The 8,349-nt window shown below is 38.7% G+C and carries 6 protein-coding genes; 2 read left to right on the top strand and 4 right to left on the bottom strand.

Annotated features, from left to right (window positions below):
- Positions 1 to 317 precede the first annotated feature (317 nt).
- Positions 318 to 1,295: an elongation factor P--(R)-beta-lysine ligase gene (gene epmA, locus H4J59_RS01635; RefSeq protein ID WP_182236249.1), complete on the top strand. Its 978-nt coding sequence runs from the start codon at positions 318 to 320 to the stop codon at positions 1,293 to 1,295.
- Positions 1,296 to 1,443: 148 nt separating this feature from the next.
- On the opposite strand, the gene glnG is transcribed toward epmA, so the two are convergent.
- From glnG to glnA, 4 genes are all read right to left on the bottom strand, one after another.
- The gene (gene glnG / locus H4J59_RS01630) at positions 1,444 to 2,850 is read right to left on the bottom strand and encodes a nitrogen regulation protein NR(I) (RefSeq protein WP_182236247.1); all 1,407 of its coding nucleotides are present in this window, start codon (positions 2,848 to 2,850) and stop codon (positions 1,444 to 1,446) included.
- On the bottom strand, positions 2,850 to 3,935 hold the full coding sequence (gene glnL, locus H4J59_RS01625) for a nitrogen regulation protein NR(II) (protein WP_182236245.1): 1,086 nt from the start codon (positions 3,933 to 3,935) through the stop codon (positions 2,850 to 2,852). Before glnL ends, glnG begins: the two co-directional genes overlap by 1 nt.
- Before the next feature lie 76 nt (positions 3,936 to 4,011).
- Positions 4,012 to 4,539, bottom strand: a complete 528-nt coding sequence (locus H4J59_RS01620) for a DUF4124 domain-containing protein (RefSeq protein ID WP_220469688.1) — start codon at positions 4,537 to 4,539, stop codon at positions 4,012 to 4,014.
- Between the two features lie 112 nt (positions 4,540 to 4,651).
- Positions 4,652 to 6,058, bottom strand: coding sequence for a glutamate--ammonia ligase (gene glnA / locus H4J59_RS01615; protein ID WP_182236243.1), 1,407 nt, complete (start codon positions 6,056 to 6,058; stop codon positions 4,652 to 4,654).
- A 345-nt stretch (positions 6,059 to 6,403) separates the two neighbouring features.
- On the opposite strand from glnA, the gene typA reads away from it, so the two are divergent.
- Positions 6,404 to 8,221 (top strand): translational GTPase TypA, encoded by a 1,818-nt coding sequence (gene typA, locus H4J59_RS01610; protein ID WP_182236241.1) that lies wholly within the window; start codon positions 6,404 to 6,406, stop codon positions 8,219 to 8,221.
- The last annotated feature ends 128 nt before the right edge of the window (positions 8,222 to 8,349 follow it).

The raw sequence follows: 8,349 nt of genomic DNA, 5'->3' as shown, positions 1-8,349 counted from the left end.
ACGGCAAGTAATCGGATCCGTAGTCTACCATTAGTCGTAGTGGCAATAATTTGTGATAAATTTTGAGTCATATGTAGTAATCCTTTGTTAAGGATATTAGATCACAAAATTATCGGAATTGGTATGACTTAACGCTAACCAATTACTATTTGGGTACATTTATATTCGAAAGTTAATCGTAAATTTATCTACCCGTTTCGTTTATCAGACCGCGTTTAAACTAGCTTAATGTCAACGTGCTGTATTTTTTGCTGTCTGTATTTATTTCGTTTAAAGTATGGCCCTTTTACATTCTAAGCTTATAGGTAACTGTATTAATGTCATGGCAACCGAGTATGAATTGGCCTCATGCCAAGCAACGGGCACAGGTTTTAGGTCAAATACGGGCATTTTTCTTAGCACGAAATGTGATTGAGGTTGAAACCCCGATACTTGCTCATGCAACTGTGACCGATGCACATTTAGATGCCTTCGTAACACACTATAATTACTCACAAGATAGCCATTGCGATGAATCAATAAATTTATTTGCCCAAACTTCTCCAGAGTTTGCGATGAAGCGCCTTTTAGCCAGTGGCTATGGTTGTTGCTATCAAATTTGTAAAGCGTTCCGCCATGAAGAGCAGGGTCGTTATCATAATCCTGAATTTACTATGTTGGAATGGTATCGAATTGATTTTGATCATTTCCAATTGATGGATGAAGTTGCCGCGTTAATAGAGTTAATCTTAGGTTGTGACCAAGCTGAACGTATTAGCTATCAAGCACTTTTTATTCGAGAAGTTGATATTGATCCTCTAATGACCAACAAAGAGCAATTAATTGCTCTTATTAGCAGTCGTGGTAAATTGAGTTATTGGCTAGAAAAAGAAGACTCACTTGATACTTTACTGCAATTTGTCATGGCTGAGTTAATAGAGCCTAATATAGGTAAAAATGCGCCTTGCTTTGTTTATAATTTCCCAGCGAGTCAAGCATCGCTAGCTAAGATTAGTTCACAGGATTTGCGTGTTGCAGAACGCTTTGAGTGTTATTTTAAAGGTATTGAGCTTGCGAATGGCTTCCATGAGTTAACCGATGCTAAGCAACAAAAATTACGCTTTGAGCAGGATAATGCAATTCGTGCACAATTAGGTAAAGCTAAGCATAGGATTGACGAAAATTTTATTTCAGCACTTGAGCATGGGCTGCCATCTTGTGCTGGTGTTGCCCTTGGTATTGATAGACTGATTATGCTTGCTTTATCAGCGAGCAAAATTGATCAAGTTATTACCTTTTCGATAGCAAATGCTTAACTACATGTATTAGTGTGATTACCAAGGGATTGTGTCGGTCTAATTACCGAGCGATTTTGTCGAAAGCCGCATATCAGCCAGTTGCTAAACTGGCTATGATTCATGCCGATTCTTTCAACTTACATTATTGTGTTACTCGATTAATTAGCTAATCAGGCAGATTTAATTCTTTTAATTTTCTTGTTAGAGTGTTCCTCCCCCATCCTAAGCGTTTGGCCGCTTCTTGTTTATGTCCTTGGGTGTATTTTAAGGCACTTTCTAACAATATTTTTTCAAACTCAGGTAGCACTTGTTCGATAATATTACTCTTACCTGATGATAGCTCTTTGTCGAGCCAAGTTTTTAAATTATCTTGCCAGCTATCATGTGAATTTTTTACACTGAGCGGTTTTACACTAAGTTCACTAGGTAAATCTGACATTAAAATTTCTTTACCACTGGCCATAACCGTGAGAAACCGACATATATTTTCTAATTGTCTAACATTGCCTGGCCATTCACATTGCTCTAGATAATCTAGAGTACTTTTGTGCAATGTTTTAATCTCAACGGCTAATTCTTTTGCTGCCTGTTTTAAAAAGTGTTGTGCTAATTGATTAATATCTTCCTTTCTTTCGCGCAGGCTAGGTATCTGGATCCTGATGACATTGAGTCGATGAAATAAATCTTCACGAAAGTCACTACTACTAACCCGTTCTTCTAAGTTTTGATGCGTGGCGGCAATGATTCTTACATCGACTTTTATCGGAGAATGACCACCGACTCGATAAAATTGACCGTCTGATAGTACTCTAAGTAGCCTTGTTTGAATATCGAGTGGCATATCACCAATCTCATCTAAGAAAAGTGTACCTTGGTGCGCTTGTTCGAAACGGCCATGTCTAACGGCACTTGCGCCAGTAAAAGCGCCTTTTTCGTGACCGAATAGCTCTGATTCTATTAAATCTTTCGGTATCGCAGCCATGTTCAGTGGTATAAAAGGTGCTGATGAACGCGGACTGTGCATATGTAATGCGTGTGCAACGAGTTCTTTGCCTGTACCGGACTCGCCATTGATCAGTACACTGATACTTGAACGAGATAGTCGGCCAATAGTCCTAAATACTTCCTGCATAGACGGCGCAGCGCCTATTATGCCAACAGTATCAACAGATGGGATATTAAGTTTTTTTGTCGACTTTAATTCTCGAGCATGAGTTAAAGCCCTTTTGGCCAGGGTAACGGCGTCAGTAATATCAAATGGTTTTGGTAAATATTCGAATGCTCCACCTTGATAGGCATTTACTGCACTGTCTAGATCTGAGTGAGCGGTCATTATGATGACAGGAATGTGGGCAAACTGGTCATTGATTTTACCTAATAGTGTCATGCCATCAATGTTAGGCATACGAATATCAGAAATAATCACCTCGGGTTGGTTATGTTCTAAAGCAATTAAAAGATCTTCTGGATTATGAAACGTACCTACGCTTATGTTGGCGTTCGACAGGGCTTTTTCTAGCACCCATCTGATTGAGCTATCATCATCGACGATCCATACTTGTTCGGTGATCATTAGTTTTTCTCACTTTCAAAAGGTATTAAAATAGTAAATTCGGTATGTCCAGGTCGACTTTTACAGGATAATTTTCCGTGATGCTGATGGATAATAGTTTGGCAAATGGAAAGTCCTAAGCCGGTACTCGAGGCACTACCTGAAACCATAGGATAAAATAACGTACTGCGAATATGTTCAGGTATACCGGGGCCGTTATCAATTATGCTTATTTCTACACAAAGCTTGATACGCTTGCCATTAATAGTTTTATTGCTTGCTGCACGAGTTTTTAAGGTTATTTTACCTTCACCATTTAATGCTTGCATGGCGTTATGGACAATATTGATAACGGTTTGTTGAAGCTTGTCTTGATCAAAGGTTAATTCAGGTATGGATGGGTCATAGTCACGGGCTAAAGTAATATCTTTGGGGTTATCAAATTTTGACAGTTGAAAGACTTTTTCAATCACGATATGAATATTTTGCAACTTCATTAAAGGCCGGTTGTTAGGCCCTAACAAACGGTCAACTAAATTGGTTAATCTATCGGCTTGTTCTATGATCATCGCGGTGTATTCTTTTTGTTCGAGGTTAAGTTCTAAATCTAATAATTGCGCCGCGCCGCGCAGGCCACCGAGAGGGTTTTTAATTTCATGGGCAAGACCACGGATAAGATCGCGTGCAGACTCCCATTGTTGTTGTTGAAATGCTTCTGCACTGATCTGTTTTTGTTGATCAATTTGTTTGAACTCGAGCAAAATGTGTGGACATTGCTCAAAGGTAACTGAAGAGGCAGTAATTTCAACGGTGATTTGTCGCTGATCACAAAACTCAATCGTTACATCGCTATCACTAAACTCTTGTCCTGTCTTCAGTAGTTGTTGTAAACGATTACTATTAATCGGGGTATTATAAAAAACTTGATCAATGGGAAGTCGGTATATTTTACTTAAGCTTTTAACTAGCAATGCTTCGGCAGCAGGATTGACATAGCAAATAGCGAGTTCACTGTCTAACACAACAACAGCTGTTACCATTTGGTTAGGTAACGCTTGTTGATAATGCTTTTTTATTTTGTTTAAATTTATCACGTTAGTAAACATCACTTTTCCTTGCACCAAGACGGTGCGTTAAGTAACGAGTGTAAATAAAGTTGGTGCAATATGCACTGAAATCCGGTTAGTTTGCCTTGTTAACCGATATTCTGTGCATATAAAACGTTACTGGAGAAGACGTTGCAATAACCTTGCCTTTATCATTAAGTAAGGCCATTTTTATTTGATGTTCACCACGGTCAATATTTCGAAGGACAAACATTGAGTGTGTTTGTGGCTTCTTATAGGGCTTGTCATCTAAATATAATTGTATGGTAAGGCCACGCTTGAAGATGGGCTTAATTCGGCCTGAAACATAAGCTGAACCCGTATTATCTCTAATGGTAGCTTTGTTTTCGGGTTGGACGATCTCTACTTGATAATTGTTATCTATGGCTTTGGGTTTTATGTCTAAAATAGAGGTGTCGATTGAGGATTTTATGGTGTTAGGTTCTTTGACATCTAATTCTACCGCACCGGGTTTAGGGCTATCAGAAAAAACCAGTACTCCTTGCTCGCTGCGCCATACATAAACTTGAGCAGAGCCTGCAAACACAGAAAAAGCCTGCGTTAGCAATAGAATAAAAATGCAAAAACGTGCAGTATGAATCAAAAATAATTTCCCTGTTAAAAATATTCAATCTTAATCTATCCACATTATACCTAATTTACCACAAAAAAAGCTCACCGAAGTGAGCTTTTTACTTATCTATCTATTTGCAACGTTATACGCTGTAGTACATATCAAATTCAACAGGGTGAGTTGTTAAGTTCAATAATTCTACTTCGCTACGTTTGATACCTATGTAGGCATCAATCATGTCTTTATCCATAACACCACCTTCAGTTAAGAAGTCCATGTCATTTTCCAAGGCATCTAATGCTTCAGTCAACGAAGTGGCCACTTGTGGAATTTCTGCAGCTTCTTCCGCAGGTAAGTCATATAGATCTTTATCCATGGCATCGCCAGGGTGAATTTTGTTTTTAATACCATCAAGACCAGCCATCAACATAGCTGAGAAGCCTAAGTAAGGGTTCATTGTTGGATCAGGGAAACGAACTTCGATTCGCATTGCTTTTGGTGACGGTACAATTGGAATGCGGATAGATGCAGAACGGTTACGTGCTGAGTAAGCTAGCATTACAGGTGCTTCGAAACCAGGTACAAGACGCTTGTATGAGTTAGTAGAGGCGTTAGTAAAAGCATTTAGTGCTTTAGCATGTTTGATGATACCACCAACATAGTAAAGTGCCATTTCAGATAATCCACCGTATTTATCACCAGCAAATAAGTTAACACCGTCTTTAGCAAGAGATTGATGAACATGCATACCTGAACCGTTATCACCTACTAATGGCTTAGGCATAAAAGTTGCTGTTTTACCGTAGGCGTGTGCAACGTTGTGAACAACATATTTATATATTTGCACTTCATCGGCTTTCAATACCATAGTATTGAAGCGACAAGCGATTTCGTTTTGACCTGCAGTCGCTACTTCATGGTGATGCGCTTCAACTACTAAGCCCATTTCTTCCATCACTAAACACATGGCTGAACGAAGATCTTGTGATGAATCTACTGGTGACGTAGGGAAATAGCCGCCTTTTACACCAGGACGATGTCCCATATTGCCTTCTTCGTATTCTGTACCCGAATTCCAAGACGCTTCTTTATCATCTATTTTATAAAATGAACCACTCATGTCTGTGTGGAAACGAACATCATCAAAAACAAAAAACTCTGGCTCTGGACCAATTAAAACGCTGTCTGCAATACCGGTACTACGCATGTAATCTTCAGCGCGTTTTGCCACTGAACGAGGATCACGGCTATAACCTTGCATTGTTGTAGGTTCAAGGATGTCACAACGAACATTCAAGGTAACTGCTTCAGTAAAAGGGTCAAGTACTGCAGATTCAGCAATAGGCATCATCACCATGTCTGATTCGTTAATACCTTTCCAACCTTGGATTGAAGACCCATCAAACATTTTGCCGTCTTCAAAAAAATCTTCTGTTACTTGATGATGAGGAATTGAAATGTGTTGCTCTTTACCCTTGCTATCAGTAAAGCGTAAATCAACAAATTTGACGTCATGTTCTTTAATTAGATCTAAAACTGCGTTTGACATTGAATGTCTCCAGTGTAGTTAGTGCTTAAATGCTCAAAAACTTAATTCTCTATTACTTGTGCTTAAGCGAATACTGTGCCAAAGCTAAAGTCATTGAAATATATGATTTTTATGTTTTTTATTAATTTAATGTGCACCATTGCAGTGCGTTGTTTGCTGTATTTTGGTGCGTGTACTCTAATCTGATCATCGGCAGTATAACAACTGAATAATATTTTGTTGGTTATATTTTTCTATTGCGGTGTATTTGCTGAGACTTGTGCTGTATAATATGCGCCCAATTGTAGCCCTATTCGTTAATTTGCCGAAAGTAGCAATAAACGAAAGTAACAGCGAGTAACGCCTGTGTTAGATAAATTAAGAAATGTGGCAATTATTGCTCACGTAGACCACGGAAAAACCACTTTAGTTGATAAATTATTAGAACAGTCAGGTACGCTAGACGCCCGAGGCGGTCTAGAAGAACGTACAATGGACTCAAATGATATCGAAAAAGAACGTGGTATCACAATCTTAGCTAAAAACACGGCTATTAACTGGAACGGCTACCGTGTAAACATTGTAGATACTCCTGGCCATGCTGATTTTGGTGGTGAAGTTGAACGTGTAATGTCGATGGTAGATTCAGTTTTACTTATTGTTGACGCACAAGAAGGCCCTATGCCACAAACGCGTTTCGTAACGAAAAAAGCGTTTGCTCAAGGCTTAAAGCCAATTCTAGTTATTAATAAAGTTGATAAGCCTGGATCTCGCCCTGATTGGGTGATGGACCAAGTGTTTGAATTGTTTGATAACCTTGGTGCTACTGACGAACAACTTGATTTTAAAGTTGTTTATGCTTCAGCAATCAATGGTTGGGCTTCGCTTGAAGAAGGCGTAACTGGTACAAATATGACGCCTTTATTTGATACTATTCTTAAAGAAGTACCCGCACCAAAAGTTGATCCTGATGGTCCATTTCAAATGCAAATTTCTCAACTTGATTACAGCTCATACATGGGTGTAATTGGTGTTGGACGTATTTCGCGTGGCTCTGTTAAGCCAAATCAACAAGTCACCATAAAATTAGCCACTGGTAAGCTTCATCACGCTAAAGTAGGTAAAGTATTTGGCTATTTAGGATTAGAGCGTAATGATATTGAAGAAGGTTTTGCCGGTGACATTATTGCCCTTACCGGGTTAGGTGAGTTAAAAATATCAGATACCGTTTGTTGTCCTACTGAAGTTGAAGGTTTACCGGCATTATCTGTTGATGAACCTACCATTAATATGACTTTCCAGGTAAACAATTCACCATTTTGTGGTAAAGAAGGTAAGTATGTTACTTCCCGCAATATCAAAGAGCGTTTGGAGAAAGAATTAATACACAACGTTGCTTTACGTGTTGAAGAACTTGGTGATCCAGATAAATTTAAAGTATCGGGTCGTGGTGAGCTTCATTTAGGTATTTTAATTGAGAATATGCGCCGTGAAGGCTTTGAATTAGCCGTATCGCGTCCAGAAGTTATTATTCGTGAAGTTGATGGTGAAATACAAGAACCCTATGAAACAGTAACTATTGATGTGGAAGAACAACATCAAGGCTCTGTTATGGAAAAAATGGGGATCCGTAAAGCTGAATTAACTGACATGGCACCTGATGGTACAGGTCGTATTCGTATGGACTTTATTATGCCAAGTCGTGGTTTAATAGGTTTCCAAACTGAATTTATGACATTAACTTCTGGTTCAGGTTTAATTTATCATACATTCTATGAATATGGCCCGCATAAAGGTGGTGACATCGGCCAACGTAAAAATGGCGTAATGATTGGTAATGCAACCGGCAAAGCATTAACAAATGCAATATTCAACTTACAGTCTCGTGGTCGTATGTTGATCGGACACGGTGTTGATATTTATGAAGGTCAAGTTATCGGTATTCATAGCCGTGATAACGATTTAACCGTTAATGCGCTTAAAGGTAAGCAATTAACTAACGTTCGTACTGCTGGTACAGATGAAGCACAAACGTTAACTCCGCCTATCGTTATGTCACTTGAGCAAGCGCTTGAGTTTATTGATAATGATGAATTGGTTGAAGTTACGCCGTTAAGTATTCGTATTCGTAAACGATTTTTGAAAGAGAATGATCGTAAGCGTGAAGGTCGTGGACCAAAATAACCTTGTAAGTTAATTACGATATAAAGCCATCTGAAGAAATTTAGGTGGCTTTTTTTTTCAATGTTGTAAAATCAGCCTCGAATAGTTCTAAATAAAATAGTTTCATAGATAACCTTGATGACTTTAGG

This window comes from Colwellia sp. MB02u-10, assembly GCF_014077185.1.
GTDB lineage: Bacteria > Pseudomonadota > Gammaproteobacteria > Enterobacterales > Alteromonadaceae > Cognaticolwellia.
The sequence above is the reverse complement of the archived record's forward strand: the minus strand, read 5'-3'. Positions and strand labels throughout refer to the sequence as shown.